Origin of the sequence: Gluconacetobacter sacchari, assembly GCF_014174255.1 — a bacterium.
Taxonomy (GTDB): domain Bacteria; phylum Pseudomonadota; class Alphaproteobacteria; order Acetobacterales; family Acetobacteraceae; genus Gluconacetobacter; species Gluconacetobacter sacchari.
In genome coordinates, this window is record NZ_JABEQJ010000105.1 from 1 (window position 1) to 707 (window position 707).

General features: G+C 61.1%; 1 pseudogene. It reads right to left on the reverse strand.

Annotation, left to right across the window (positions count from 1 at the left end):
• A pseudogene (locus HLH48_RS22855) lies at nt 1-646 on the reverse strand (IS3 family transposase); the annotation flags it as partial.
• Between the last annotated feature and the right edge of the window lie 61 nt (nt 647-707).

Consider the following 707-nt stretch of genomic DNA (forward strand, 5'->3'; position numbering starts at 1 on the left):
GGGCGCGTGATTTCCAGATTGCGCAGCAGATAGGGATAGATGCGATGATCGGGATGCGGATCGCTCGTGCGCGGTCGCTGGTAGATGGCCGCCAGCCCCATCTTCGCCATCAGCCGCCGTACCCGGCGACGGCCCACCGCATGGCCCAGACGCTGCAAATGCCGAGCCATCTGCCGGCTCCCATACCACGGGCAATCCATGAAAACCGTGTCGATCTGCGCCATCAGCGCCAGCGTCTCGTCGGTTTCCGGTATCGGCGTGTAGTAATAGGACGAGCGGCTGATCGACAGTAGGCGACACTGTGTCGCGATCGACAGATGCTGGTGTGTCGGCTCGATCTTCGATCGCCTCCAGGCCACGCTCATCGACCGGAGGCTTTCGCCAAAAAATCCCGTTCCACCAGCAATTGCCCAATCTTGGCGTGCAACTTCTCGATTTCCGCCTCACTGGCAGCCTTCGAGCTCTGATCGCCACTATCAAACAGGCTGGCCATGCCCTCCATCGCCTGCCGCTTCCAGGCCCCAATCATCGTGTGGTGGATGCCGTGCTTCGCTGCCAGCTCCGCCAGCGTCAGATCGCCCCGGATCGCCTCCATCGCCACCTTCGCTTTGAACTCCGCGCTGTAGCGCTTTCTCGTCGTCTTCATTCCCGTCCATTCCTTCAGGTCGGGATGAGCTTAACACCCTGTCCGATTTTCCGGCTCCACC